Raw genomic sequence first — 25,732 nt, 5'->3', positions numbered from 1 at the left:
TAACCATTCAATTTATAGCCTATCCGAACATTTTCTCTCAAATCACGGCTTCTGGGACAAGCATTGCAAATCACATTTTTGCGCTGCGCTTGTGAAAGTCCACATCGCTATAATACATTTCCTTGACAAGAAGGTTGGGACCGCAGCAGGAAGCGGCCGGACAATAGCAATTTACGCCTTGCGCCAGCGGGTGGCGCAGCCAGCGGGCAAACAGCTCATCCAACTGCGATTTCTTTATATTTCCAAAAGACGGCACATCCGCAAAGTCGGTAACAAAAACATCGCCTGAAAATAAATTGACATTCAAGCGATTGCGCCCATCGGGATCATTCCGTACGGATACATTGGGTTCATTCGCCAGCCGCTTCAGCAGATCGCGTTCCTCTCCGCTATCGCTGCAATGGTAAAAAGGAAGCGTGCCAAACAACATCCACACCGACTTGTCGCGCGCATTTAACAGCTTTTCGATTGCCGCGCGCATCTGCTCCTTGGTGATCATAGGCAAATCGCGGGCAAACGAGCTTGGATACATGGGATGAACCTCATGACGCTGGCAGCCCATTTCGACAATCAAACGGTGAATTTCGTCTATTTGCTCATGGGTCCGGTAGTTGATCATCGACTCAGCAGAGACCAATACTCCTTCGCCAACAAGCCTTCTGGCATTGTCGATCATTCTTTCATACATTCGGGCAGCCGTATGACGGGGCACCGCATGTCCCGCCTTGGCAAAGCCGATGTTATGAAAATCGTCAGCATTGGTGTAATTGAAGGATATATGCATAACGTCCAGGTAAGGAGCCAATTTCTCATATCGATTGTAGGGGAGCGTTACATTGGAATTGATCTGGGAGCGAATACCACGCTTGCGAGCCCATTTCAGCAGAGGAAGCATATATTCATCAACGGTTCGATCCGAAAAAGTAGGCTCTCCGCCCGTAATACTGATCGTCTCCAGATGCTCAACCTCCTCCAGCCGGGACAACATAAGCTCAAGCGGAAGCTTGGGCGGCTCCAGCATAACCAGCGTATCGCCAACCGCGCAATGCTCGCATCGCATATTGCACAGATTGGATACCGTCATTTCCACGCTTGTTAAACGATGCTCGCCGTATTTGACAAGGGAGCCGATGGGGTCCCACGGATCGTTGAGAGGGGAAAGCTCCCGCAGCGTTTGGCTGGAGGACAACATTTGGGGTTGTACATCTATTTTATTCAGCACCTGTCTTAATCATCCTATCTGTTAGAAGTTCATAGATCATTACTATTCATTGTTTCTTCATTGTAATCCTCGATACTGGAGTAAGCAAATCCTTTTGTTGCTTTATTACAGCAAAAAGAGGCCTTTCGGCCCCATTCAGATGCTCCTCATCATATTCCGGAAACAAGCTGGACATCGGTATCCTCATCATTTACGCCAACAATCATAACAGTCAGCTGTTTTGACAGGTCGATTTCGTAAGGCACGGCAAGCTCTTCGCCGGCTTCGTTATAAAGGACGCGTACAATAGGGCGATGCGGGTAGCTATTGTTGAAATCCACAACAACACCACGTTCGCATGTATGCAGCGTTACCGAAATGCCGATGGGATAAATCGCTACTTTGTCCCTGAAATGCTGCAGCATATGCTGCTCGTACAAGGTTCCCGAGCCTGCATAAAGCCTTTCCATAGCCTCATGCGGCAGCATCGGAGCGCGGTAAACACGATTGGTCGTCATCGCGTCGTAGGAGTCGACAAGTCCAATCCATTTGGCATAATCGTGAATATCTTTGCCGGCAATTCCGCGCGGATAACCGCTGCCGTCTAGCCGCTCATGATGCTGGAAAGCGCAATGCGCGACCAGCAGGGGCATATTAGGCTCGTCCTTCAGCAATTCAAAGCCCAATTGGGCATGCCGCTTCATCAGCTCGAACTCGTTATTAGATAACGAACCTGGCTTTTTTAATACATTAGTCGATATTTGAGTTTTTCCGATATCGTGCAGCAACGCTCCCATGCCAAGCGTCACGACTTCATCGCGGCTGTATCCTTTCGACATGCCTAGCAATGTCGTATATACGCAAACGTTGAGCGAGTGCTGGAATAAATAATGGTCCACAGTTCCCATATTCATTAGCATAATCATCGCGTCCTGGTTATTGGACAAATCATCAATAATATGGTTCATCATCTGCTTGAAAGGAGCTGCTACATAGGGATAGGAAACGCCCTTTTTAGCCTTGGGACGCTCCATTAAATGGCGAAAATTAGTACGGATCTCCTTGACCGCCATACGGAAGGTTTCTTCCGTTATGAGAGTGGGAGGATTTATATCATCCGTTCTGTGATCTTCAACATAAACATATTGGACGCCGCATTGCTCCAGTCTACCAATCAGACGGTCAGACAGCTCCATATGCTCTGCAAGAAGAACAATGCCTTCTTCGGAAAATATTTTTTTGGCCAGTCTCATGCCTGGTCGGCACTGCGAAACAGGTAGCAATCGCATTTTTTCGGTCCTCTCCGTCTGTGGTCTTATAGTTAAAAGTATCGGAAAAAGCCGCTCATAATGTTAATTTACGTCAAAATGCGTCATTTCGCAACCATTTTCATGCATCTATTCGACATAATACGTCATTTAGCCCTATTTACAACCCATTACAGCCGTTCAAAAAAATGATTTGGAGGCGGCCGTCTAAACAGGGTGCCAGCGCTTCTTCTTGCATAATTGAAGCGCTGATTGGTCGCATAGCTCCCGTTCAAGCACATCCCGAATAAATTCAGGCAGGAAAAATTGGTAGTCCTCTCCATCCGCTAAAGTTTCGTATCCAATACGGAAGCTGAACATATCGAGACATCCAACTGTATACTGTTTGTCATCCTCCATGGGCCGATCGCCAATCAGAACCTTAACAAGCCTCTCCATTGGCGGTTTGGCGGAGTCATAAACGATCTCCACACCGTCTACCGCCAGCGTACCGAGCACCTCGCCGCGAAAGCCGTACCCCTTCACCGGCTTGTCGTAAAATTCCGGCAGCAAACACTGCTCCAAAGCCGCTCTTATATGTCTGCCGTACAGCTTCATGACACAAGGATTAATGGGGGAAGGGCATAAGGCATGCAGTTCGCCGGCTGTTGCATCGCCGATAGCCAGTCCGCCAAGCAGCTGGCCGTTGTTGATCAAGGCAATATCGGCGCCGGTCCATCGCCTGATCCCTGCCGCAAGCAGATTGGGCAACGGGGTTTCGCGGTCCGTGCTGGCCGGCAACGCCTCATCCAATGTAGCAATGATACGGCTTAATTGCTTGCCTGCGCTTATTCGGTAGCGGGATATAATAGCCGCCGCTTCCGGTTTTTCGGCAAAAGCAGCTGTCGGAATCACGGAGCATGAATAAACAAGGCCGCCGTCCTCCCGCCTGCGTCCTATTTCAATTCGTCCGATATGCTCGCCGAATTTCCCGGCGGCGCAAATGGCTGTCCCATTAATCATCTCCGGCTCTTGAAGCAGATGATGCGTATGTCCGCCTAAAATCAGATCGATTCCGTCGATTTGCTCCGCCATTTTCCGGTCATTCATCAGGCCCAGATGCGATAATACAACAATCGTATCGCATTTGCTTCGGAGCTTCATGACCTCTTCTCCAATTGCCTCCAAGGGATCGCTTGATTGCCAGCCCAGCAGCTTATAGAACGGCCTGTAGTCTGCCGTTGCCGCAATAACGCCAAATTTCAGGTCATTTTTGTGTATGATTACGCTGGGCTTAAGCCAGCTTGGATGTTCCCCATTGCGTTCCAGCTTCATATTTGAGCAAACAACGGCAAAGCCGCTGCTATCCACAAAACGTTTCTCCAGCTCAGGGATGGAATACGTCAATCCTTCATTATTACCCAGCGTCACGGCCTCATAACCGGCATCCTCCAGAAGCCTGATATTCACTTCGCCGCCGCTTCCTTCGGTTTCCTGTCTCATTCGGTCCATATGGTCGCCGCAATCCACCGCAAGCACTCTGTCCGCGCCCCAAAGAGCTCTTTCTTCCTCTATAATGGAGGCTATGCGGGCGGCGTTTTCCAGGCGGCTGTGAATGTCGTTGCTATGAAGCAGCACAACAGCCGTCTCTATTATATCTGCCACCGTAATCCCAGCCTCTCCGTTTCGACAAATTCAGCTCCCTACAGCATAACATTATTTTAAGTTTTATGGTATTCTATATCCATCCTAATCCACTATTCCGAAAGGTAAAAACATAATGATGCGCACTTGGAAAATAAAGCTTTTTGCCGGACTTCCCGAACGGTTCGGCACTGCGGAAATTACCATTGAAAATGAAGCGTTGGCCATGACGGCCGGCGAATTAAAAAATGCGATTGCAAAGGTTTGGCCTCAGCACCAGGCGGTTCTGGCATCCTCTTTCGTAGCGCGAAATCATGCGTATGCCAACGATGGAGAAATGCTGCACGCCAATGATGAGCTGGCGCTGCTGCCCCCCGTATCCGGTGGACAAGCTTCCCAGGATGACCCCAGCGAGCTTTTTGTTATTACGGAGGGCCCCATATCCTCCGACGAAGTACTCAAAAAAGTCATTGTTCCCGAGCATGGAGCATCTCTAGCGTTTGTGGGCACAACCCGGGAATGGACGCATGGACAACGGACAATCCATTTGGAATATGAGGCTTACGCGCCAATGGCGGTTCTCACCATGAAGCAAATCGGCGACGAAATTGCCGAACGATGGACAGGCGCCAAATGCGCAATCAGCCATCGGATCGGTAAGGTTGGACTGGCGGAAACCAGCGTCGTGATAGCGGTGTCGGCTCCGCATCGGGAAAGCTGCTACGATGCCAGCCGTTATGCGATAGAGCGTTTGAAGCAAATCGTGCCCATCTGGAAAAAAGAAATTTGGGAGGACGGCTCGGAATGGAAGGGACATCAGCAGGGTCCCTGGAACCCGGTCGCCCCGCCCCTGGAAGCATAAAGGGAGGTATCGCAGCATATGGAACAATCCCGTTATGCCCGGCAAATTCGTTTCGGCGCAATCGGCAATGCCGGCCAAAGCAAGCTCGGCTCAGCCAAAGCAGCCATCGTTGGACTCGGCGCCCTTGGCTCTGTCATCTCGCAGCATCTTGTCCGCTCCGGCGTCGGATATGTACGCGTCATCGACAGAGATTACGTGGACTGGACCAATTTGCAGCGCCAGATGCTTTATACCGAGGAAGATGCGGCTGGCATGATGCCCAAAGCCGCGGCGGCGGCAGAGCGCTTGCGCAGCATCAACAGCAGCATCGAGTTGGAGGCTCATGTAGCAGATGTAACGGCAGCCAATATCGAACAATTGCTGGGCGGCGTTGATCTCGTTGTGGACGGCAGTGATAATTTTGCCATCCGTTATCTCATTAATGATTATTGCGTCAAGCATCATATTCCATGGATTTATGGCGGCGCAACAGGCTCAAACGGGATGACAATGACCGTTCTGCCAGGCAAGACGCCGTGTTATGTTTGCCTGTTTCCATCCGCGCCTGCCCCGGGCACCGCGGATACCTGTGAAACGGCTGGCATTCTCTCTCCTGTTGTCGATATCATCGGCTCCCTGCAGTCCATGGAAGCAATCAAGCTGCTCACGGGCAATGTTGACGCCTTGCATGGAGGCTTGCTTCAAATCGACCTTTGGCGGAATGGATGGCTGCCCATGGCCATTGCCAAAGCGCGTAAGGAGGATTGTCCTTGCTGCGGCAAACGCGAATTCCGCTATCTGGATAACGAAGACGCTTCGCCCGCCGCTGCTGCTTTATGCGGTCGCCAGTCCGTTCATCTAACTCCCGCAAGTCCTCTGGTGCTGGATCTGGATGCAATGGCGGAGCGTCTGTCCGCCAGCGGCGCCATTACGCAAAACCGCTTCCTTGTTAAGGTCGAGCTGCCAGGAGAAATGTCCTTTGTTTTATTCCGGGACGGCAGGGCAATTATACAAGGAACTGAAGATTTAGGAAGAGCAAGATATATTTATGCTGAATTTCTAGGTATTTAGAATCAATTATCCCCCCCTCATATTGTCATATGGCAATTTGATTGCTACTATATAATGGTAAAGCTGATGAAAACGCCCATTCCTGCAACTTGAGGAGCATACTAAGCCATTTTGAGGTGTCTCTATGAGGATTCATGTATCGGATTTATTGGACGGAGACCGGTTAAGTAATGATGTTTTTAACCATTACGGGTTGCATGTGCTCTCTAAGGGAGCCCAGATTACCAAAACGGAAATCTCTCGGCTAATTCAACACCAGATTGATTTTATTGATATAGAAGAGCGTATTTCAATAAGCCCTGAGCCATTGCAGCGAACGTTGGAAACAACGGTAAATCCTAAATGGCTTCCTACAGTCAAGCCAATATATGAAAACGCAGTCAAAACAATCCAAGAGCTTTTTTCCTCCGCTCTTAATGAAGGAAAGGTTGATACAGCTGTTGTAGACAACATTCTCCACCCGCTGCTTAATAATTTGCAGCTTGAACGGGATGTTGTATCCATGCTGCTTCTGCTCAATACGCAAGATGATTATACCTACCAGCACTCCGTACAGGTCGGCATGTTATCCTATTATCTGGCAACCTGGCTGGACTATTCCCCGGAGGAATGCACCAAGATTGGACGAGCCGGGTTTCTTCATGATATCGGCAAATCCAAAATAAATGACGATATTTTAAACAAGCCCGAAAAACTGTCGACCGATGAATTCGACGAAGTCAAACGCCATACGATATACGGGCATGATATTATTCTGGAATCGTTCCAGGATAACGATCTGGCTTTGACCGCGCTGCAGCACCATGAGCGAATGGACGGCAGCGGGTATCCTCATGCTTTAAAGGACGATGAGATTCATCCTTATGCGCGAATAGTTGCGGTTGTAGACATCTACAGCGCCATGATTTCGGCACGGGTGTACCAAAAGGAGCGCGATTTGCTGTACGTGCTCCGGGAATTGTACCGGCTCAGCTTTACGGAGCTTGATCCCGTAACCACTCATGCGTTTATCCGCCATATGATCCCTAACTTTATCGGTAAAAATGTTTTGCTTAACAATGAAGAAATGGGCATTATCATCATGACCCATCCAACCGAGTTTTTCCGCCCGCTGGTTCAAATCGGCGAAGACTTTATCGATATGAGCATCGAGCGGGATTACGAGATCAAGCAGGTGTTTTTGTAAAGCTATTGTATGGTGTACATACTTATATTGAAAAAAGCCTGATACAAGGGACGTTTTCGCGTCCCGAGGTATCAGGCCTTTTTCATGAAACGGGGTTGGCAGTTAACCGATACTGCCTTCCATCTCAAATTTGATCAATCTGTTCATTTCAACCGCATATTCCATCGGCAGCTCTTTGGTAAACGGCTCGATAAAGCCCATAACGATCATTTGTGTAGCATCGTCTTCGCTAAGTCCCCGGCTCATCAGGTAGAAGAGCTGATCCTCGGATACCTTGGAAACCGTAGCTTCATGCTCCAGCGTAATGTTGTCGTTAAGGATTTCGTTGTACGGAATCGTATCCGATGTGGACTGGTTATCCAGAATCAGCGTATCGCATTTGATGTTGGCTTTAGCGCCATCGGAATTGCGTCCGAAGGATGCCAGACCCCGGTACGTTACTTTGCCGCCGTGTTTGCTGATCGACTTGGACACGATAGTGGAGCTGGTGTCTGGAGCCAGATGCGTCATTTTTGCGCCGGCGTCCTGGTGCTGGCCTTTACCTGCAACGGCAATAGACAATACCATGCCTTTAGCGCCGCGGCCGCGCAATACAACCGCCGGATATTTCATGGTCAGCTTGGAGCCAATATTGCCGTCGATCCATTCCATAGTCGCATTTTCGTCTGCAACAGCACGTTTTGTAACGAGGTTGTAGATGTTTGGCGCCCAGTTTTGAATCGTAGTGTAACGAACGCGGGAATCCTTTTTACACAGGATTTCAACGACCGCGCTATGCAGCGAGTTCGTGCTGTAGATAGGAGCCGTACAGCCCTCGACGTAGTGAACGGAGCTTCCTTCGTCCGCAATGATAAGCGTACGCTCGAATTGCCCCATATTTTCGGAGTTGATTCGGAAATACGCTTGAAGGGGAATTTCGCACTGAACGCCCTTTGGTACGTAAATAAACGATCCGCCAGACCAAACCGCGCTGTTCAGCGCCGCAAATTTGTTATCCGTCGGAGGAATAATTGTACCGAAATATTCCTTCATCAGCTCAGGATATTCGCGGAGAGCCGTATCGGTATCCGTAAAGATAACGCCTTGCTTCTCCAGGTCCTCCTGCATGCTGTGGTAAACAACCTCGGACTCGTATTGAGCGGATACGCCAGCCAGAAACTTTTGCTCTGCTTCAGGAATGCCCAGCTTATCGAACGTTTCCTTGATTTCCTGTGGAACCTCTTCCCACGTTTTGCCTTGCTTCTCGGAAGGCTTAACGTAATATTGGATGTCGTTGAAATCAAGATCGTCCAGATCGCCGCCCCAGCGCGGAAGCGGCATTTTGTTGAATTGCTCCAGCGATTTGAGACGGAATTCAAGCATCCACTCCGGCTCATTTTTCATTTCAGAAATCGTGCGGACAATTTCCGGTGTCAGCCCTTTACCCGATTGAAAGATCGCTTTATGCTCGTCGCGAAAACCGTATTTATATTCTTCCATTTCCGGCATTGATTTAGCCAAGGTATTCACGCTCCTTTTACATTTTGAAGTTAAAGTTGTTGAACCGTCGAATCAAGACTTTGCTTCGTTCTCTATGCCCTTGCGCAATGCGTTCCAAGCAAGCGTAGCGCATTTGATTCTGGCCGGAAACTTGTTGACGCCTGACAACGCCTCGATGTCCTCGTTTTCCTGAAACTCAACATCCTCGCCCTTCATCAGGCAAGAAAAGCGTTCTGCCATTTCCAATGCCTGCTGAAAGCTTTTTCCTTTGACAGCTTCCGTCATCATAGATGCAGAGCTCATGCTGATGGAGCAGCCCTCGCCTGTATACTTAGCGTTGCTCACTACGCCGTCCTCCACCTGAAGCTGAAGCGAAATGCGATCGCCGCATGTGGGATTGTTGAGATTGATCGTAACCGCTCCCTCATCCATCGTGCCCCGGTTTCGCGGATTTTTGTAGTGATCCATAATGACTCTGCGATACAAATCATCCAATTGCATGACCGAAGAACTCCTTTGTTTGGATTAGCGCATCGGTTAAGTGATCAATGTCACTTTCGGTATTGTATAAATAAAAGCTTGCTCGTGCCGTAGCCGAAACATTCAGCCAACGCATTAACGGCTGGCAGCAATGATGTCCCGCACGGATAGCAATGCCTTTGGAATCCAGCACGGTTGCCACATCATGGGGATGAACGTCATCCAGATTAAAGGTGATCAGCCCAACCCTGTTTTCCTTTGGACCGTACATTTGCAGTCCTTCGATTGTCGACAGCCGTTCATAGGCGTAAGCGGCCAGACGTCTTTCATGCTGTTCAATTTCGTCAAGGCCAACGCTCTCCAAAAAATCAATTGCCGCGCCAAGACCAACAGCGCCAGCGATAACCGGAGTGCCACCCTCAAAACGATAAGGAATGTCCTTCCAGGTGGAGTCGTACAGCTCTACAAAATCGATCATTTCGCCGCCGAATTCGATCGGCTCCATATTCTCCAGAAGCGTACGTTTGCCATACAAGGCGCCGATGCCCGTTGGGGCGCACATTTTGTGCCCGGAGAAAGCATAGAAGTCGGCTCCCAGATCCTGAACGTCAACCCGCTTATGCGGCGTGCTTTGCGCTCCGTCAACCACCATTATGGCCCCAGCGCGGTGCGCGATTTCAGCGATGGCTTTAATGGGGTTAACGACGCCGAGCACATTGGACACATAAGTAACGGACACGACCTTCGTACGCGGAGTTATCGTTTTTTCAACATCCTCCAGCGATAACGTTCCATCCGGCTGCAGCGGAATATATTTCAGCGTTGCGCCTGTCGCCTTTGCCGCCTGCTGCCATGGAATCAGGTTGCTGTGATGCTCCATCGGCGTAATGACAATTTCGTCGCCTTCACCGCAAACCGAGCGCGCATAACCGGTAGCCACCAGATTAAGCGCGGTAGTTGTTCCCCGGGTAAAAATAATTTGCTCCGGCGATTCCGCATTCAGAAATGCGGCTACCTTCTCGCGGGCCCCCTCGTACGCGTCCGTCGCGCGGGAGCCAAGCGTATGCACGCCGCGGTGCACATTGGCATTGTCCAGCTCGTAGTAACGACTTACCGCATCAATGACGGAACGCGGCTTCTGGGAAGACGCCGCGCTATCCAGGTAAACGAGCGGATGCCCGTTTACCTCTTGATGCAGAATCGGGAATTGCTCCCTTACTGCATGTATATTCATCCCTCAAGCTTCCTTTCCAGCAATTGCTGAAGCTGGGTCCGAACCGCCTCGACCGAAATTTCCGATACGACAGGGGCAAGGAATCCGTAGATGATCAATCGTTCAGCATCCTGCTTGCTAATGCCGCGAGAGCGAAGATAATAAACCTGCTCTGGGTTAACCTGACCTACGCTTGCCGCGTGGCCCGCTGTTACATCGTCTTCATCGATCAACAGAATAGGGTTGGCGTCACCGCGCGCTTTAGGGCTCAGCATCAGAACCTTTTCAGTCTGAACGCCATTGGCTTTGGTAGCGCCATGTTCAATTTTCGTAATGCCATTGATGATCGCCGAAGCGGAATCCTTCATAACAGCGCGAGTAATCATGTTGCTGTCCGAGCTTTTGCCAAAATGAACAGCTTGCGTAGTCAAACTCATCTGCTGAGCGTTATTGCCTACGCTGATTACTTTAACGTCGGAGGTAGAGCCTTGGCCCTTCATAATGGACTTGGTATCCGACAAGGTGTTGCCGTCATTCAAATCGCCGATGATCCACTCCACGCGTGCGTCGTTCTCCACTACAGCGCGGCGGAACGTCATGTCGACGCCAGCGGAGCCAAGGGAATGAATGGAGCCAAAACGTACAAGCGAGCCGGATTTTGCAAATACTTCTACGACGGACGGATGAACAAACGGAGACGAAACCGCTGCTTTATCCGTTACAACGCAGTCGACGTAAGTGACGCGGCTATTGCTTTCGGCAACAATCAGAATATGCGGAGCAAACGATGCGGCTTCAGCATCATTGTAAAGAACAGCTTGAAGCGGCAATTCCACTTCCACATTTTTTGGCACGTACAGAAATACGCCGCCGTTCCAGATAGCCGCATGCAATGCAGTCAGCTTGTCCTCGTCCTTTTTGACGGCCTGGAACAAATATTGCTGAACGAGCTCGCCATGCTCCGTGCAAGCCGTTTCGAGGTCTGTAAAAATAACGCCTTGGGCAGCCAGCTCTGGAGAAAGCCCGCGCCAGATCGCGCCCGAGTTGCGTTGAACAACCAGATTTTCCGTTCCTTCCGCTACAAGCGACGCAATATCCTCCGGCAGTTCGGCCAGGGATGCCGCTGGAGCCGGCTTGGCATAGCTGCCAACCGCAGTCAAATTCCAGCGTTCAATCCGAACCTTCTCCGGCTTTGGCCATGCCAGCTCGCCCGCAAGTTCCGCGGCTTCGCCGCGAAGCTTGACAAGCCATTCCGGCTCCCCTTTGCTCCGCGCCAGCTCTTCTGCAGAGTTCCGGTCGGTTGGAGTCGTCAATTGTGTACTCATTTTATCTGCCTCCTCCCGTATTAAGACTGGCCGACGGTTTCGTCAACGATGCCCAGTTCTTCCTTTACCCAGTCGTAGCCTTCGTTCTCAAGGCGCTGCGCAAGCTCAGGACCGCCGGATTTAACGATGCGGCCTTGCATCATGACATGGACAAAGTCAGGAGTAATATAGTTCAGCAAACGCTGATAGTGCGTAATAATGAGGAAACCGCGATCTTCAGAGCGCATGGCGTTAACGCCATTAGCTACAATGCGCAATGCGTCGATGTCCAGACCGGAATCAATTTCGTCGAGCACGACGATTTTGGGGTCCAGCAGCATCATTTGCAGAATTTCGTTACGCTTTTTCTCGCCGCCGGAAAAACCTTCGTTCAAGTAACGGTGCGCAAACTCCGGATTCATTTCCAGCTCTTTCATCTTGCCTTCCATTTGACGAATGAAACGGATAAGTGAAATTTCGCTGCCTTCTTCGCGACGAGCGTTGATTGCGCTGCGAAGGAAGTCGGAGTTGGTTACGCCCGGGATTTCACTTGGGTATTGCATTGCCAGAAACAGACCAGCGCGCGCTCTTTCATCCACTTCCATTTCAAGCAGGTCTTCGCCGTCCATTGTAGCTGTGCCTTCCGTCACTTCATATTTGGGATGACCCATGAGCGCGGATGCCAGCGTACTTTTGCCTGTGCCGTTAGGGCCCATAATCGCGTGAATTTCTCCACCCTTGATTTCCAGGTTGATTCCCTTCAAAATCTCTTTTCCTTCGATTTCTGCTTTCAGACCATCGATGACAAAATGCGTTGCCATAATATGCTTATCCCTCCACGGTTATATTTTTAAATGACATTTTTTGATTCTCACTGATTCTCAATAATCATTTTAATATAGTTTTAGTTATAAATCAATGATAGCCCTTCTTATTCTGTCTCTTTCCTCCGCAAATTTCGACTCCGGCATAACGGGAGACATATTCCGCTCAGGAATCCCATCCTCCAGCCTTACCCAGGATTTACATCCCGTATACGCCGGCTTCATCGGAATGGAGATCGGTTTATCAAGCTTGTAAACCTTCAAAATAAGTAAATGAAGAGGATTTTTGCGCTTCCACTTCAACCTCTCCTCTGCAAAGGTATCATTCCAAATATGGTGATCCCTCAGCCGGTCCAGCGTTTCCTGGTCTTGGATTTCAATATCGTCGCTAACCTCGGCATAGGAAGACAGCGTCATTTCCCCCATATCAGGCGACCAGTTCACCAGCGTCTCATCCATATCGTCATAGTATAGCGGCTTCAGCAATTCCTTACGCTGATGCTCGTAAGCCGGCATGAGATAGAAGCTGTGGCTGAGCAGGCGAAAATCTCGTGTTTCTTCAATAATTCCGCCTTTGCGCATGACGATAATCTGTTTGCCTTCTTGCAACGCCTTAACCGACACGGCCCATTCCTTGAGTGCGACGGGCTGCATGTTATTCTCTACGCTCATCACTTGTCCCCCATTGATTCGTTTCCTCTATTGTGGGAAAAAGCACGGCGGAAGTCAACTTAATCTGAGGTTTTCCGCAAGCATAAACAATAAAGCCTCTTACTTTTTGAACAGCCTTCCTGGATTGTGTCTGAATACTCCGAGAGGTAGTGCGAATTATTCGTCCCATACAAGGAAGTTTTGTGCAGGCTTACCGGGGCAAGTCAAGCAAAATGGACGCAGCAGGGGGACAAAAGGCTGTGCAAGATGACCCCAAACGGTTTTTCATACATACCCTAAGGTATTCCATCCATTATTATTTTCTATTATACTAGGGGGTATCTTCTAACGCGCTGCTCTTATAGTTGGGCAATGACATCATACTCATCCGGAGGTGTATAGGCATGACCGCCTATCGTCCATTAGACGAAGAAAAAGCGATACAAATTGCCCGGGAAATCAATCAGCTGTTTCCGGAAAACGCCGAGTTGTCCTGCCGGGAAATCGGCGACGGCAACTTGAACCTGGTGTTTCATATTACAGACGCGGCAAACGGAGCCAGCGTCATTTTGAAGCAAGCGCTGCCTTATGCCAAAGTTGTTGGAGAGTCCTGGCCGCTCACCCTCGACCGCGCTCGCATAGAAAGCGAAAAACTAATGCTGGAGGGCAAGCTTGCTCCGGGACTTGTGCCAGTGGTTTATCATTATGATGCCCAGCTTGCGCTGACAGCGATGGAGGATTTGAGCAGCCATCATATTATGCGCAGGGGTCTGATGGAGGGCACGCGCTACCCCCTGTTCAGCGAGCATATATCCACATTTATGGCAAATACACTGTTTTTCACCTCGGATCTCGGCATGAACCAGCAGGACAAAAAGCAGCTCGTCAAAGCTTTTATTAATCCTGAGCTCTGTAAAATTACAGAGGATCTTATTTTTGACGATCCCTACACCGATTCTCCAAACAATAGCTACGATAGCCATCTGGAGGATGCCGCCGCGGCTCTTCGGACTGACGGGGAGCTGCATCTGGAAATCGCTTTGCTGCGCGAGAAATTTTTGACCCAGGCCCAGGCTCTTCTTCATGGCGACCTTCATACGGGCAGCATTTTTGCCACTCCTGAATCAACAAAAGTTATCGATCCCGAATTCGCCTTCTACGGACCGATTGGCTTTGATGTAGGAGCCGTTTTTGCGAATCTGCTCTTGAATTATGCCGGACAAGTCCACTGGAGCAGGGACGAGCAGGAGCGTGCTGCGTTCCGAACCTATTTGCTTCGTACAATAGAAGAGATTTGGAATGCCTTCGACTCCAAATTTCGGGCGCTCTGGGATCAGCATGGCGTCGACCGGATGGCTTCATCCGCGCCGGGCTATCGGGAACTTTATATGAAACGTCTTCTTCAAGATTCCATCGGTTTTGCCGGAGCCAAAATGGTACGCCGTATCGTAGGCCTGTCCCATGTCGCGGATATCGACCAGATTCCGGATGCTGCAAAACGAGAAGCAGCGCAGAGGCTTGCGCTTGCCATAGGCACGGCATTAATCCGCAGAAACCGCAAGGCCAATTCCATACGAGATTTGCTGGAAATTGCAGCAACAAGAGAGGATGTTCATTCAACATGACCACGCTTTATAACGGGCTGCAATCGCTTATTTGGAAGGACGGCAAGCTGGATTTGCTGGACCAGCGGCTTCTGCCGGAGGAAATTGTTTATTTGCCGTTAACGACTGTTCAAGATGTGTGGGAGGCGATCTTCCATTTGAAGGTGAGAGGCGCTCCTGCTATTGGAATTGCCGCCGCATACGGCGTTGTTCTTGGCAGCCATACGGCATCAAATCTGCAGGAATGGCAGGAAGCCGTCATTCGCGACTCCGCGTACCTGGCAACCTCCAGGCCAACGGCGGTTAATCTGTTTTGGGCGCTAGACCGGGTGAAGGCTGCGGCGCTTCGGCTTGCAGGCCAGTCTATAACGCTTGAGGCCGCTAAAGAAGGACTGCTTCAGGAGGCAATAGCTATCCAAAGCGAGGATGAAGAGACCAACCGGTTAATCGGCGAATATGCCTTGTCGTTATTTAAGGATGACATGGGCGTTTTGACGCATTGCAATGCCGGCGGCCTGGCAACTGCCAAATATGGTACGGCGCTGGCCCCTTTTTATTTGGCCAAGGAGCAGGGCATGTCCATCCGCGTTTTTGCGGACGAAACCCGTCCGGTTCTTCAAGGAGCGCGCTTGACGGCGTTTGAGCTGCATCAAGCGGGTATTGACGTTACGTTGATATGCGACAATATGGCCGGCATGGTCATGTCCAAAGGCTGGATTGACGCCGTTATAGTAGGCACCGACCGCGTGGCTGCAAACGGCGACGTTGCCAACAAAATCGGAACCTACAGCGTAGCCGTATTGGCCAAAGCTCATGGCATTCCTTTTTATGTTGCGTGCCCGCTTTCAACCATTGATCTGGAAACGCCTACCGGCGCGGAAATTCCAATCGAGGAACGCAGCGCCGAGGAGGTTACGAATGGTTTTGGCAAACGGACCGCTCCGGAGGGCGTCAAAGTATTTAATCCCGCGTTCGATGTCACCCCTAATGAGTATGTAACGGCCATCATTACCGAAAAAGGCATCATTCAAGCCCCGTTCAAGGAAAATTTGGCCAAGCTTTTCCATCAATGATAGCTAGGGCTCTCTTGCAGCCGCTGCTTCTCTCTTATAGCAGTAGCGGCTGAAGAGGTTTCTCAAAATCAGGATCTCCAAGCTGTATCAAAGCATGAGCTGCAGCGCGTCTGCTCCCTTCATCCCCAACGTTATGCCTATCGCTTCGGCCTTGTGCGTCACGGATTCCAGCGGAGCCGCCAGCAGCTCTTCCAATGTGCGTACGCCAACCGCGCGGCCGGCAATGATTTCACGGCTTTTAAGCTTATCATTGAGCAAGGCAACGTCCAACGCGCCGCACATAATATAACCCCGATCCGTTGAAATGGATAACAATGTCGTTTTGGGAAGCTTGACTTCAACCCCCAATACCGTAGCGCCGCTCTCCAGTGTAAAAGGAACCATTTTCACCAAATGACCCACCTCCCAGGACCTATAAAATATCCAATCAATCGCAATAAACAGTATATGCTCCCTTCATTCCCCAGTGTGGATTGTTCCAATATATAGGTCTATGTACCCTGCAAATTTAGTGGTATATTAATAAATGTTGTAATTAAAAAAACAGTGGGAGCATTCGATATGAATAACCAGCAAAAAGGCACTCCAGCCAACTACCTCTTCAATGTTGACATTCTCGTAGAAGATGTCCATCACGCCAAGGCATTGGAGCAATTGCTAAAAGCCTTGAATACAAACGGATTTAAAGATTACCGCATCGCTTCCGGCATTCAGCTTGGCCAACTCATAGAGCAAATGCTGGTCGAAAACAATCAGCGCTCTGAAATTCCCGTAACGCTCCCAACCCCGCCAAAAAAACAGCCTGAACTAGAGCAGGAATTACCCGGATTCAATAGCCTGCATAAGTTTATGAAAAGCAACGCGCTTATCCGGCTAATTGTGAACAAGGGACTGGGTATTACGCTGAATATCCCCTGCCGAGTCATTAACATCGACGAAAACGAACAGCTGATTACCATTTACCATGTGGACGAGAAACAGGTGTATACGTTCAGAATGACCGAAATTGAGGATATTTTGGATTAGACAAGGACTCCCATCCAGCAAAAAAGAGCCTGCTCCACATCATAACGACTCATTCGTTACCATGCGGAGCAGGCTCATTATGTATAGGGCGTAATTAACCAGCCTTAAGCATTCGTTCAATCCGGTCATGGGATACAGGCGGACTGCGGAAGTATCCTTGCATTTCATCGCATTGATGTCTGCGCAAAAACTCCATTTGCTCTTCTGTTTCCACGCCTTCAGCGATAACCTGAATGTTCAGATTGTGGGCCATAGCAATAATGGCCGCCACGATTTCAGCATCGTCAGGGTCCTGCTGAATATCCCGGACAAAGGAACGGTCTATTTTGAGCCGGTCGATCGGGAAGTTTTTCAAATAATGAAACGAGCTGTACCCCGTTCCAAAGTCGTCAACGCTTATCCCAACGCCAAGCTCCGTAATCGCCAGCAAACAGCGGGTGACATGGCCAACATCAATGGTCATGGATTCTGTAATTTCCAAATCTAAATATTGCGGCTCCAAGCCGGTTAGTTGCAGCACTTCGGCAATTCGCGCTGCCAGATCATGCTGCATAAATTGCCGGATGGAAAGATTGACCGCAACAGGCATCGGGGGCAGGCCCTCGTCCTGCCATTCCTTGTTTTGACGGCATGCCTCCATCAGCACCCAATCGCCAATCTGAACGATCATTCCGCTTTCCTCTGCAAGCGGAATGAAGGCGCCAGGCGACAGGAGTCCGCGAACGGGATGATTCCATCTGACAAGCGCTTCGACGCCAACAATGCCGCCTCCGCCAAGATCATACTGAGGCTGGTAATGAAGCACAAATTCATTGCGTTGAATAGCCTGGTACAGCTCATGCTGCAGCTTTAAACGCTCAAAGGATGAATTTTCCCAGCTTTCGGAATACAGCTTGCAGTCGCTTTTCCCGTTTTCCTTTGCTTTGACCAATGCGATATCCGCTTTTTTGAACATGGTATAGCCGTCATCAAGCGCCTGCGAGCTTGTCACCAAGCCCATGCTGGCTGTGATATGAACGGGGAACCCCTTTAATTCGTATGGCTCCTCGATTGCTTTCAGCAATTTATTGGCTTTCTCCATTAGCTCGTCCTCGGAAGAGATGGAATGAAACAGAAATGCGAATTCATCGCCTTCCATTCGGGCAACCAGGTCTTGCTCCGACAAGCCGCGCGTTGCCCGCTCCGCCACCTGAAGCAGCAGCATATCTCCGAATTCGCGCCCGAAGGATGCATTAACCAGCTTAAAGCCGTCGAGATCCAGGTAACAAACGCCCACCAGCCGGCCTTCTTCCCCGGCGCTGGCCAAACTTTCCGTAAGCTTGATTTGGAACAAAGTACGGTTAGGCAGCCCTGTCATATCGTCGTAATAGGCCATATAGCGTATCCGCTCAACATTGCGCTTGCGGTCGCTCAGATCCTGACAGATGAGCAGGGACCCGATAATAATTCCGTCTCTCTGCATCGGGGAGCATATGATTTGCAGCTCAAGCGGAAAGCCCGAGCGATGGTTAATATGTACATTGTTTCTCGTAATAGAGCCTTGAGCCGCCTCTTCAAGCGCCTGTTTGAGCGTCGTGCGGCTTCCGGGATCAATAAGAGTAATCAAAGGTTCGCCAATCAGCTCGAATCGCTGGTAGCCCAGCATCAGACTGGAAGCCTCATTTAACTCCACGACATAGCCGGATGAATCCAGCACGGTTAGCGGAACCGCGTCGGATACAAGCAATGCGTCCGCAATGGCTCCATGGTATTTCTGGATGCCTCCCAGCGGGTTTCGGCGCAAATAAAGCAAAAGGGCGGTAGCCAGCAGCAATGCTGCCACCGTAAACGACGTCCACCGGTACATGGCGTCATGAATGACCAAAAAGGTAATTAGCAGCCACAATAATGCTAACGCGGTTATGCCAGCTATCATTGTCCACGGTTCATTCAGAACCGTCATCTTCCGTTGTCGGAGCCGTGCTTTAGGCGTTTTATTTATGTCTTCAGCCACACACAAACTTCCTTCCTCGCGTCGAGTCAACTCATTGTCAGCTTTATTATAAACGAAATCAATAATTTGTCATAGAAATATTTGCTTGAACGACAGCAAACCGCCTTTTCCGGGACGCGAATGCTGTCGAAGCCGCGGATGAACTTGTATTACCCCTGCTTTCCTTTCAGCTTAAGCGCGCCTGCGATAACGAAGCCCCAGCCTGCCAGCATGGCGAAGCCTCCGATCGGCGTCACCGCACCCAGCATAGGGATATTCGCTAAAACCAGCACATACAAGCTCACACTAAATATAAGCATACCTGCCAAAAGAAGCTTGCCTCCGATAACGATCAGCCGGCTTCCTCCCGCCAGCTTGTCCAGCAGCGCAATCAGCATAAGGCCAAGCGCTCCGTACATATGATAACGGACACCTGTTTCAAACGTATCCAGACGATCCGGGGAAAAATGCCCCTCCAGCGCGTGGGCTCCGAACGCGCCCAGCGCAATGGCAAATGCTGCATTAATTGCTCCGATTACAAAATATTTGGGAATCATGTTGTTTTCAATCCTTTCGTTTTTGTGTATAATTCATTAAATACATATAAAAGGAGTTAGAGTAATGGAAAATAATGAAAATCAATTCCCGTCCAACAACCAAGGCTTTAGCCCGGTACAGCCGGTCGGCTTTGACCAGCCGCTCAAGCATTCCGGCTTAGGCATCACATCATTTGTTATAGCCATTGTTTCTGTCCTGCTTATCATCATCGGTTCCCTCATCATAAGTTCATCCGTATCCAACTTTACAAACAACGAGGACCTGCTTAACGAAATGTTCTCTATGACGGAGCAATATCAGGATCAAACGGAGCTTGGCAATAAAATTTTGGAAAACGAAGAATTCAAGGGAGCCGTTACTAGTATGCTTGGCGCCATGGTCCTTTTTGTGGGAGCCGTCGGCCTGGCTTTCCTTGGTCTCATCTTTGGCTTAATCGCCGTATTTGCCAAAAACAAGCGCAAGGTTTTCGGTATTATCGGCTTGATTTTGAACGGCCTTGTTTTTGTAGGGGCAATCGGACTGTTTATCATCGGTTTGGCGGGCATGGCTGCCGCCTCCTAGCTTTCCCGCTTACTTGTACATTCTCTCCCCTTCCTTTGTTAAAGGAAGGGGAGTTTTTTGTCCCCGCGCCATGCAAGCCCGTTTTCCGCTTTAAAGCCCTTATTTAAGGACCAATTTTGTTTTACTATAGCCTTCCTTCGTTTTGTGAACCTCCAGACATGCCGGAAAGGCCTCCTTCAGCTCTCCCACATGGGAAATGACACCTATCATTCGTCCTCGCTTTTGCAAATCGACAAGCGCGGCTACAGCCTTTTGCAGAGATTCCTCGTCTAGTGAGCCAAACCCTTCGTCAATTAGCATCATCTCAATAGAAATCCCTCCTTGCACGGATTGAATAACGTCAGTCATACCTAGCGCAAGGCATAACGATGCATTGAATTTTTCTCCGCCGGACAAGGTTTTGACGTCCCGCTGCTGGCCTGTATACGCATCGTATACATCCAGACCCAATCCGCTTTGCTTGCCTCTGGATTCCAGCCTGTCGCTCCGCTGCAGCTGAAACTGCCCGTTTGACAGCTCAGCTAGACGCACGTTTGCCATGCTTACGATTTGCTCCAGGTATTCGATCAAAATATACCGTTCAAAGGACAGCTTGAGGCTGTTGTCTCCCTTCAGCATGCTGTACAGGTCCAGCACATCCTCCAGTTCCTCCTCCAGCCGGGCCACCGAAGCCGCCGTTGCCCCAACCGCTTCCTTCAGCCGGAAGGCTTCGCGGCTATAGCTCCGGGCTTCGCTTTCCGCGCGGATAGCTCCTTCATGAGTTTCTTTTTGCTCTATAATTGCGGCTTGCAGCTCCTCGAGTGGAAACCGGGAGGTGCCAGAGAGCTGCTCATGCAATTGGTCGATCGAAGCCTTCAACGCCGCTACGCTAGCGCGGTATTGCTCCAGCTCATTAAGCAAACGTTCTCTTTGGCTTTCCTCAAGCAGCACGTTCCGGTAGTCCTGTACCGTACCGAAACCGGCTTGCGCCAGCTCCCGCTTCAGCCGTTCTTCTTTCTCCGCTTCTTCGCGAAGCGACTCTTCATATCGTTCACGCGCCCCGCCGGCATATGCCCTGCATTCCGCCAGTCTGGCTTCCGAAGCCGCAGCTTCCTCCTGCGCGCTCTGCCAAGCCCTCTGCAGCTCCTTCAAACGCCGTTGTCCGCTCGTTATTGCTTCGTTTAATGCTTCGGGCCGCCGCAGCGTTTCAGGTATACGATCAAGCTCGCGCTCCAGCAGCGCCTTCTCTGCGGCATGACGCAGCTCCAGATTTCGCACCTGGCCTCTTGACGCCTCAAGCTCCGCCTCCAGCCCGGCAAGCCGGCTCTCCAGCTCGCTCTGCTGCTGCCTCAAGCCATCCAGCGCATCCGAGGCTGCCTGCAGGCTTCCGGCTCGCTCCTTCCCGCTCTTCCATGCTTCTCTAAGCTCTGCCTGCCTCCTCAGCAGCTTTTCTTCCGTGCTTGCCTCAGAAAGCGGCAATTTGCCAATGCCGGGCAGCAGTCCCTCCCATTCCTCGTCGTCGAGCTCCTGGACGGACGCCGCCGCAGCAGCTTGAGCCTGAACTGCCAAAAGCTCACGCTCCACATGGGATAAACGTTCTTTTGCAGCCTGAACCTGCTCTTTGCTTGGCATATTCCCGTGAGTTGCAGCCTTCGCTGGATGCTCCAGACTTCCGCACACGGGACAAGCTTGTCCATCATGCAAATGGAAAGCAAGCATTCCTGCCTGCCCTTCAACCCAAGCCTGCTCCAATGTCTCGTGCGCTTCGCGGGCGGAAGCAAGCTCATGCTTGAATTCCTGTTCCAGGCGGACGCAACGGCGCAGCTCCTCCGAAACGCCAAGCAGGCGCTTGATGGCTTTGCCGGAAGCTTCGATGCCAGTCAACTCCTGCAGAGCCGAATTCAGCTCCTTCAGCGCTTTTTCGCTGCCCAAAATGTGCTGCAGGAGATCATTGCGCCTTGCTCGCCCTTCCGCCAGCGCGTTTTCGGTCGATCTTGCCGCAGCGCGGGCTTCCTTGCAGCGCCGGTCAAGCCCGGTCAGGTCTTTTTCTCTGACCGACAAGCTTTGAACAACAGGAAGCAGCTCCGTCATGGCGTTCAGCTCGCGCTCGGCCCTATGCCGCTCCTCTTCCTTTGCGGCTTCGTCCTGAAGCCTGGCGCTTGCCAGACTGCGGCGCGTTTCGGCCTCCTCCAGCTCCTTCATCCGCTGCTCCAGCATCATCTCCTGCTCCCGGCGGATTTGTACGCTGCGGAGCGCAGCCTCCTCATGCGGGCGTATTGTCTCCGCGGTTGCAGCCAGCTTTAACGCCTGCTCCTGAATGGCCATGGCATCGCTCTGTATGCTGTATTCGTGGAGCTGGCGGCGCTTGAGCTCCAGCTCGTCGTGCCGCTCGTTCAGATACGTCATAGCGTGCAGCTTCTCCTGAAGCTTTTCCAAACCTGTTGCTGCTTCCTGCTTGTCCAATCCGGCCCTGGCTTCCAGCAGCCTGTAATGCTCCGCCTCCAAGGCCAATGCTTGACCTACTTGAACGCTGTTGTAGGATTCCTGGCCAAAGGTTGCCTGCAGGAGACTTCCATCCCGCAGCGGCAACGCTTCTGCAGCCTGCCGCATCACGGCGGCCGCGCCGGCCCGCTGCTCCTTCAGCTTATCCTGCAGCTCCCGGTTTCGCTGCTGAAATTTCCCTTGCAGCCGCTGAAACAGCTCCGTTCGGAAAATACGGCGCAAAATTTCCTCCTTATTATCGGTGTCCGAGGTTAGCAGCTTGCGGAATTCGCCCTGCGGAAGCATGACGATTTGGCTGAATTGCTCCTTGCTCAGCCCAACGATGGCAAGCAGTCTCGCATTAACCTCCGTCGTAATAAAACGATCGACGGCAGGCAGCTCCATTCCATCCAGCAGCTCGTACAGCTCGCATTTTTCGCCCGTTTCGCTTTTGTTGGCTCCTTTGCGATGCTTCATTTGGCGGAGCACCCGATACGTCCTGCCTCCCGACGAAAAGGTCATCTCTACCGCCGTATGAGTATCCTCATCCGCAAATTGGCTGCGCAGCATCCGGGGGTCCATCCGGTCCTCTCCGCTGGCATAACCAAACAAAGCAAAGCAAATGGCGTCAAAAATCGTTGTTTTGCCTGCGCCTGTATTTCCCGAAATAACAAACAGCCGGTGCTCGCCCAGCTTCGTAAAATCAATGATTTCCTCGTTACGGTAAGGGCCAAAGGCCGTCATAGCCAGCTTTAACGGCTTCATGCGCCAGCCCCCTCTTCCTTGAGCAGGCCTTCAAGCATATCCGCAAATAATGACTTACGCTTCTCGGTGAGCGGCACGCCCTTCACTTCCTGATAAAATCCCGCGAACAAATCCACAGGTTCGCTTTGGCTTCGCTTGGCGGCCGTTTCTTCCGAAACGCCGCTTTGGGCATCCTGATGGCTAGCTGGGGCCGTCTGCCGGGCAACATGCAGGGCGTTGGGATAAACGGCTCTAACCTTCTCCATCGGAAATAATACCGGGGCTTCGTTAAGCAGCGTCACAAACACATAATCGTCATTGACAGGATGGCGCTCCAGTTCCTCAATCGATGCAATTACCCGCCGCATATTCCGTCTGGGCGCCAACGGTTTCTTTTGAACAGCAGACATTCCGTTCCCGTCCATTTCCACGACCAAATACCCTTTATCGTGATTTTCTTCCGTTATGGAATATTTGAGCGGCGAACCGCTGTAACGAATCGTTTCGTTAAGCACATAATGCGCTCCATGCAAATGCCCCAGCGCCGTATAATGAAAGGATTGGAATAAGGCTGCGCTGACATGCTCGGCTCCACCGATAGAAAGCGGCCTTTCGGATTCGCTTGTATTAGGCTGGGCTTCGCCCGCCGGCGTTACAAAAGCATGTCCCACCAGCACATGCCGCGCCGAAGGGTCCAGCTTCTCTTCAAGTTTTGCCGTAATGGCGGCCATAGCATCCTGATGAGTCCGTATCCCGTCGTCGCCAAGCGCATGCCGCACTTGACCAGGGTCGGCGTAGGGCACAAGATGCACATGCACTTCTCCGAATTCGTCTTTTAATACTACCGGCTTGATCTCCCCCGTATATCCGCCAGCCAAATGAAGCCCCCGGCTCTCCATAAAACGGGAGCCAAAGGCTATCCGGTCTGGGCTGTCGTGGTTTCCGCTAATGGCAAGGACCGGCGTTCCCAGCTCCAGCACGATTTGCTCCAGAGCCCAGTCCAATAGCTCCACCGCCTCTACGGGAGGAACGCCGCGATCATAAATATCGCCTGCCAATATAACCGCATCGGGCTTTTCGTCCCGCACCGCCTCTATGAATTGCTCCAGCACATAGCGCTGGTCCTCCGTCATATATACGCCGTGCACCAGCTTTCCCAAATGCCAATCCGCCGTATGAAACAGCTTCACAACACTCACTTCCCCTCCTGCAGCCTTCTATTCTCCCATTCTATCATTGAAGCTTGAAGACACGCCACACAGGAAGCAAGGTGAAATATGCCTCTTCTATGACGATTGCAGGCTCATTTCCTTCACATAACAGAGCCGGGCTTGAATATATTAGTTAACAGCAACCATTGAAGCAGGAGGTGGCCGATAATGAGTTCAGGAATGTTTATTGTGTCAAAAGAAGATTGGTCCCTGCACCGCAAAGGGTATCAAGACCAGGCGCGCCACCAGGAGAAGGTAAGGGAGGCGATCAAGCAAAACCTGCCCGATCTCGTTTCCGAGGAAAGCATCGTCATGTCGGACGGCAAGCAAACCATTAAAGTGCCGATCCGCAGCCTGGATGAATATCGTTTCGTCTACAATTACAATAAAAGCAAGCATATCGGCCAAGGCGATGGCGACAGTCAGGTAGGGGACGTGCTCGGCGTTGATCCCAAAGCTGCCAAAAAAGGCGGAAAGGGCGAGGGTGCGGGCGATCAGCCCGGAGAAGACATTATTGAAGCCGAAATTTCGCTTGCGGAATTGGAGCAGATGCTGTTCCAGGAGCTGGAGCTTCCCTTCCTCCAGCATAAGGACAAGGATCAGCTCGAAACAAAGGAAATCCGGTTTACCGACATCCGCAAAAAAGGAATCATGTCCAATATCGACAAAAAAAGAACCATCATTGAAAATCTGCGGCGGAACGCCACCTCGGGAAAACCCGGCATTCATGGCATAAGCCCGGATGATCTGCGCTACAAAACATGGGAGGAGATCGTCAAGCCGCAGTCCAACGCGGTCATTCTGGCCATGATGGACACTTCCGGCTCCATGGGCTCCTTTGAAAAATATTGCGCGCGCAGCTTCTTCTTCTGGATGACGCGTTTCCTGAGGCAGCAATACGAAAAGGTGGAGATTGTGTTTATCGCCCATCATACCGAAGCCAAGGAAGTGACGGAGGAGGAATTTTTTACGCGCGGCGAAAGCGGCGGCACCATTTGTTCATCCGCGTATGTCAAAGCGCTTGATATTATTGATAGCCGGTATCCCATCGCAAGCTGGAACATTTACCCGTTTCATTTTTCGGACGGCGACAATTTGACCTCGGACAATGAACGCTGCGTCAAGCTGATTGCCCAGCTGCTGGAGCGCTGCAACATGTTTGGCTACGGAGAAGTCAACCAATATAATAGAAGCAGCACGCTTATGTCTGCCTACAAGCATATTCAGGACAAAAAATTCATGTATTCCATTATTAAGGAAAAAAATGAAGTATATAAAGCTCTTACGGCCTTTTTCTCCAAAAAACCTGCGTTGGCCTGACGCCGGGTTAAAATGAAACGGGAACCTGCTCACGCGAAAGGAGCCTTTCACGCCATCGTAAA

The 25,732-nt window shown here is 50.9% G+C and carries 22 protein-coding genes; 8 read left to right on the top strand and 14 right to left on the bottom strand.

Features of this window, described 5'->3' with window-relative positions:
* Window positions 1–70 precede the first annotated feature (70 nt).
* From yfkAB to A7K91_RS09265, 3 genes are all read right to left on the bottom strand, one after another.
* Window positions 71–1,192 (bottom strand): radical SAM/CxCxxxxC motif protein YfkAB, encoded by a 1,122-nt coding sequence (gene yfkAB, locus A7K91_RS09275; protein ID WP_068682156.1) that lies wholly within the window; start codon window positions 1,190–1,192, stop codon window positions 71–73.
* Between the two features lie 179 nt (window positions 1,193–1,371).
* Complete coding sequence (locus tag A7K91_RS09270; RefSeq protein ID WP_068681941.1) at window positions 1,372–2,490, bottom strand: HD-GYP domain-containing protein; 1,119 nt, start codon at window positions 2,488–2,490, stop codon at window positions 1,372–1,374.
* A 186-nt stretch (window positions 2,491–2,676) separates the two neighbouring features.
* The gene (locus A7K91_RS09265; protein WP_245697362.1) at window positions 2,677–4,113 is read right to left on the bottom strand and encodes a bifunctional metallophosphatase/5'-nucleotidase; all 1,437 of its coding nucleotides are present in this window, start codon (window positions 4,111–4,113) and stop codon (window positions 2,677–2,679) included.
* Window positions 4,114–4,228: 115 nt separating this feature from the next.
* Here A7K91_RS09265 and A7K91_RS09260 point away from each other — a divergent pair, with 115 nt between their 5' ends.
* The 3 genes from A7K91_RS09260 to A7K91_RS09250 all read left to right on the top strand — a co-directional run bounded on the left by A7K91_RS09260 (window position 4,229) and on the right by A7K91_RS09250 (window position 7,190).
* Window positions 4,229–4,954 carry a molybdenum cofactor biosynthesis protein gene (locus A7K91_RS09260; protein ID WP_068681939.1) on the top strand — a complete coding sequence of 242 codons (726 nt, stop codon included), beginning with the start codon at window positions 4,229–4,231 and terminating at the stop codon, window positions 4,952–4,954.
* An 18-nt stretch (window positions 4,955–4,972) separates the two neighbouring features.
* Window positions 4,973–6,004 carry a ThiF family adenylyltransferase gene (locus A7K91_RS09255; RefSeq protein ID WP_068681937.1) on the top strand — a complete coding sequence of 344 codons (1,032 nt, stop codon included), beginning with the start codon at window positions 4,973–4,975 and terminating at the stop codon, window positions 6,002–6,004.
* 124 nt (window positions 6,005–6,128) lie between these two features.
* Window positions 6,129–7,190, top strand: a complete 1,062-nt coding sequence (locus A7K91_RS09250; protein WP_068681935.1) for an HD-GYP domain-containing protein — start codon at window positions 6,129–6,131, stop codon at window positions 7,188–7,190.
* A 102-nt stretch (window positions 7,191–7,292) separates the two neighbouring features.
* On the opposite strand, the gene sufB is transcribed toward A7K91_RS09250, so the two are convergent.
* From sufB to A7K91_RS09220, 6 genes are all read right to left on the bottom strand, one after another.
* Window positions 7,293–8,678 carry a Fe-S cluster assembly protein SufB gene (sufB, locus tag A7K91_RS09245; RefSeq protein WP_245697377.1) on the bottom strand — a complete coding sequence of 462 codons (1,386 nt, stop codon included), beginning with the start codon at window positions 8,676–8,678 and terminating at the stop codon, window positions 7,293–7,295.
* Between the two features lie 63 nt (window positions 8,679–8,741).
* Complete coding sequence (sufU, locus tag A7K91_RS09240) at window positions 8,742–9,170, bottom strand: Fe-S cluster assembly sulfur transfer protein SufU (RefSeq protein ID WP_068681931.1); 429 nt, start codon at window positions 9,168–9,170, stop codon at window positions 8,742–8,744.
* Complete coding sequence (locus tag A7K91_RS09235; RefSeq protein WP_068681929.1) at window positions 9,157–10,383, bottom strand: cysteine desulfurase; 1,227 nt, start codon at window positions 10,381–10,383, stop codon at window positions 9,157–9,159. The genes sufU and A7K91_RS09235 overlap by 14 nt, the downstream gene beginning before the upstream one ends.
* The gene (gene sufD, locus A7K91_RS09230) at window positions 10,380–11,687 is read right to left on the bottom strand and encodes a Fe-S cluster assembly protein SufD (RefSeq protein ID WP_068681927.1); all 1,308 of its coding nucleotides are present in this window, start codon (window positions 11,685–11,687) and stop codon (window positions 10,380–10,382) included. Before sufD ends, A7K91_RS09235 begins: the two co-directional genes overlap by 4 nt.
* A 20-nt stretch (window positions 11,688–11,707) precedes the next feature.
* Window positions 11,708–12,487: a Fe-S cluster assembly ATPase SufC gene (sufC, locus tag A7K91_RS09225; RefSeq protein ID WP_068681925.1), complete on the bottom strand. Its 780-nt coding sequence runs from the start codon at window positions 12,485–12,487 to the stop codon at window positions 11,708–11,710.
* An 87-nt stretch (window positions 12,488–12,574) separates the two neighbouring features.
* Window positions 12,575–13,162, bottom strand: a complete 588-nt coding sequence (locus tag A7K91_RS09220) for a DUF1802 family protein (RefSeq protein WP_082967329.1) — start codon at window positions 13,160–13,162, stop codon at window positions 12,575–12,577.
* 383 nt (window positions 13,163–13,545) lie between these two features.
* Between A7K91_RS09220 and mtnK the strand changes: the two genes are divergently transcribed.
* Window positions 13,546–14,766 carry an S-methyl-5-thioribose kinase gene (mtnK, locus tag A7K91_RS09215; RefSeq protein WP_068681923.1) on the top strand — a complete coding sequence of 407 codons (1,221 nt, stop codon included), beginning with the start codon at window positions 13,546–13,548 and terminating at the stop codon, window positions 14,764–14,766.
* Window positions 14,763–15,818 carry an S-methyl-5-thioribose-1-phosphate isomerase gene (mtnA, locus tag A7K91_RS09210; protein ID WP_068681921.1) on the top strand — a complete coding sequence of 352 codons (1,056 nt, stop codon included), beginning with the start codon at window positions 14,763–14,765 and terminating at the stop codon, window positions 15,816–15,818. Before mtnK ends, mtnA begins: the two co-directional genes overlap by 4 nt.
* An 87-nt stretch (window positions 15,819–15,905) precedes the next feature.
* On the opposite strand, the gene A7K91_RS09205 is transcribed toward mtnA, so the two are convergent.
* Window positions 15,906–16,202: a YunC family protein gene (locus tag A7K91_RS09205; RefSeq protein WP_425415653.1), complete on the bottom strand. Its 297-nt coding sequence runs from the start codon at window positions 16,200–16,202 to the stop codon at window positions 15,906–15,908.
* Window positions 16,203–16,379: 177 nt separating this feature from the next.
* Between A7K91_RS09205 and A7K91_RS09200 the strand changes: the two genes are divergently transcribed.
* On the top strand, window positions 16,380–16,844 hold the full coding sequence (locus tag A7K91_RS09200; RefSeq protein WP_068681917.1) for a hypothetical protein: 465 nt from the start codon (window positions 16,380–16,382) through the stop codon (window positions 16,842–16,844).
* 94 nt (window positions 16,845–16,938) lie between these two features.
* Here A7K91_RS09200 and A7K91_RS09195 read toward each other — a convergent pair whose 3' ends face one another.
* Window positions 16,939–18,837 carry a putative bifunctional diguanylate cyclase/phosphodiesterase gene (locus tag A7K91_RS09195; protein ID WP_245697360.1) on the bottom strand — a complete coding sequence of 633 codons (1,899 nt, stop codon included), beginning with the start codon at window positions 18,835–18,837 and terminating at the stop codon, window positions 16,939–16,941.
* Window positions 18,838–18,986: 149 nt separating this feature from the next.
* Entirely contained in the window at window positions 18,987–19,373 is a 387-nt protein-coding gene (locus A7K91_RS09190; protein ID WP_068681915.1) for a DUF423 domain-containing protein, read from the bottom strand.
* 64 nt (window positions 19,374–19,437) lie between these two features.
* Between A7K91_RS09190 and A7K91_RS09185 the strand changes: the two genes are divergently transcribed.
* Window positions 19,438–19,935 carry a phage holin family protein gene (locus A7K91_RS09185; protein WP_068681914.1) on the top strand — a complete coding sequence of 166 codons (498 nt, stop codon included), beginning with the start codon at window positions 19,438–19,440 and terminating at the stop codon, window positions 19,933–19,935.
* Window positions 19,936–20,034: 99 nt separating this feature from the next.
* Here the strand turns inward: A7K91_RS09185 and A7K91_RS09180 are convergent, their stop codons facing one another.
* Window positions 20,035–23,160 (bottom strand): AAA family ATPase, encoded by a 3,126-nt coding sequence (locus A7K91_RS09180; RefSeq protein ID WP_068681912.1) that lies wholly within the window; start codon window positions 23,158–23,160, stop codon window positions 20,035–20,037.
* The gene (locus A7K91_RS09175; protein WP_068681910.1) at window positions 23,157–24,329 is read right to left on the bottom strand and encodes an exonuclease SbcCD subunit D; all 1,173 of its coding nucleotides are present in this window, start codon (window positions 24,327–24,329) and stop codon (window positions 23,157–23,159) included. Before A7K91_RS09175 ends, A7K91_RS09180 begins: the two co-directional genes overlap by 4 nt.
* A 189-nt stretch (window positions 24,330–24,518) precedes the next feature.
* Here A7K91_RS09175 and yhbH point away from each other — a divergent pair, with 189 nt between their 5' ends.
* Window positions 24,519–25,670 carry a sporulation protein YhbH gene (gene yhbH / locus A7K91_RS09170; RefSeq protein ID WP_068681908.1) on the top strand — a complete coding sequence of 384 codons (1,152 nt, stop codon included), beginning with the start codon at window positions 24,519–24,521 and terminating at the stop codon, window positions 25,668–25,670.
* Window positions 25,671–25,732 lie beyond the last annotated feature (62 nt).

The sequence above is a fragment of the Paenibacillus oryzae genome (genome assembly GCF_001675045.1).
GTDB lineage: Bacteria > Bacillota > Bacilli > Paenibacillales > Paenibacillaceae > Pristimantibacillus > Pristimantibacillus oryzae.
Note: the sequence above shows the minus strand (reverse complement) of the source record. Positions and strands in the feature narration are given on the sequence as shown.

Excerpts from the sequence above, each read along its gene's own strand:
- A7K91_RS09205 (WP_425415653.1), bottom strand. The coding sequence starts at position 16,202 with ATGGTTCCTTTTACACTGGAGAGCGGCGCTACGGTATTGGGGGTTGAA.
- A7K91_RS09185 (WP_068681914.1), top strand. The coding sequence starts at position 19,438 with ATGGAAAATAATGAAAATCAATTCCCGTCCAACAACCAAGGCTTTAGC.
- mtnA (WP_068681921.1), top strand. The coding sequence starts at position 14,763 with ATGACCACGCTTTATAACGGGCTGCAATCGCTTATTTGGAAGGACGGC.
- mtnK (WP_068681923.1), top strand. The coding sequence starts at position 13,546 with ATGACCGCCTATCGTCCATTAGACGAAGAAAAAGCGATACAAATTGCC.
- sufB (WP_245697377.1), bottom strand. The coding sequence starts at position 8,678 with ATGCCGGAAATGGAAGAATATAAATACGGTTTTCGCGACGAGCATAAA.
- A7K91_RS09200 (WP_068681917.1), top strand. The coding sequence starts at position 16,380 with ATGAATAACCAGCAAAAAGGCACTCCAGCCAACTACCTCTTCAATGTT.
- A7K91_RS09255 (WP_068681937.1), top strand. The coding sequence starts at position 4,973 with ATGGAACAATCCCGTTATGCCCGGCAAATTCGTTTCGGCGCAATCGGC.
- yhbH (WP_068681908.1), top strand. The coding sequence starts at position 24,519 with ATGAGTTCAGGAATGTTTATTGTGTCAAAAGAAGATTGGTCCCTGCAC.
- A7K91_RS09270 (WP_068681941.1), bottom strand. The coding sequence starts at position 2,490 with ATGCGATTGCTACCTGTTTCGCAGTGCCGACCAGGCATGAGACTGGCC.
- A7K91_RS09250 (WP_068681935.1), top strand. The coding sequence starts at position 6,129 with ATGAGGATTCATGTATCGGATTTATTGGACGGAGACCGGTTAAGTAAT.
- sufC (WP_068681925.1), bottom strand. The coding sequence starts at position 12,487 with ATGGCAACGCATTTTGTCATCGATGGTCTGAAAGCAGAAATCGAAGGA.
- A7K91_RS09190 (WP_068681915.1), bottom strand. The coding sequence starts at position 19,373 with ATGATTCCCAAATATTTTGTAATCGGAGCAATTAATGCAGCATTTGCC.
- yfkAB (WP_068682156.1), bottom strand. The coding sequence starts at position 1,192 with ATGTTGTCCTCCAGCCAAACGCTGCGGGAGCTTTCCCCTCTCAACGAT.
- A7K91_RS09220 (WP_082967329.1), bottom strand. The coding sequence starts at position 13,162 with ATGAGCGTAGAGAATAACATGCAGCCCGTCGCACTCAAGGAATGGGCC.
- A7K91_RS09235 (WP_068681929.1), bottom strand. The coding sequence starts at position 10,383 with ATGAATATACATGCAGTAAGGGAGCAATTCCCGATTCTGCATCAAGAG.
- sufD (WP_068681927.1), bottom strand. The coding sequence starts at position 11,687 with ATGAGTACACAATTGACGACTCCAACCGACCGGAACTCTGCAGAAGAG.
- sufU (WP_068681931.1), bottom strand. The coding sequence starts at position 9,170 with ATGCAATTGGATGATTTGTATCGCAGAGTCATTATGGATCACTACAAA.
- A7K91_RS09260 (WP_068681939.1), top strand. The coding sequence starts at position 4,229 with ATGATGCGCACTTGGAAAATAAAGCTTTTTGCCGGACTTCCCGAACGG.
- A7K91_RS09180 (WP_068681912.1), bottom strand. The coding sequence starts at position 23,160 with ATGAAGCCGTTAAAGCTGGCTATGACGGCCTTTGGCCCTTACCGTAAC.